1 protein-coding gene is annotated in these 590 nt (G+C 76.8%); it reads left to right on the plus strand.

All coding sequences use genetic code 11. The features are described from left to right. Positions 1-140: 140 nt before the first annotated feature. Positions 141-590, plus strand: a 450-nt coding sequence (locus DQW85_RS21710; protein WP_113702112.1) for a D-sedoheptulose-7-phosphate isomerase, incomplete at its 3' end; no start/stop codon positions are given.

Here is a 590-nt window from a genome sequence, read left to right on the forward strand (position 1 = left end):
CGGCGGGCGCTGGGCGCGGCGGGAGCGCGCCGCGCCCGCGCCAGGTACGGGTGGGCGCGCGTGGCCGAGCAGACCGAGGCCGTGTACACGCAGGTGATCGACGGCAAGCTGTGCCGCCTTGCCGCGCTGGGGGGATAGCCATGGACACGCATCTGGACAAGCTCCGCACCGCCCTGGCGCGGGTCGACGGACACGCGGCCGTCGTGCGGGCGTGGGGCGGCAAGCTGGCCGGGGTGCTGGGCTCCGGGGGCAGGCTGCTGGCCTGCGGGAACGGCGGCTCGGCGGCCGAGGCCCAGCATCTGACGGCCGAGCTGGTCGGCAGGTTCCGGTCCGACAGGCGGCCGTTCGCGGCCATCGCGCTGCACGCCGACACCTCGTCGATGACGGCCATCGTCAACGACTACGGCGCCGAGGAGGTCTACGCCCGGCAGGTGCGCGCGCACGGCCGCGAGGGCGACGTGCTGGTCTGCCTGTCCACCAGCGGCGAGAGCGGCAACGTGCTGGCCGCCGCGCGGGCCGCGCGCGAGTGCGGGCTGCTCGCCTGGGCGCTGACCGGGCCGGAGCCGAACCCGCTGGCCGGCCTGTGCGAC

Origin of the sequence: Nonomuraea lactucae (assembly GCF_003313395.1) — a bacterium.
Taxonomy (GTDB): Bacteria; Actinomycetota; Actinomycetes; order Streptosporangiales; family Streptosporangiaceae; genus Nonomuraea; species Nonomuraea lactucae.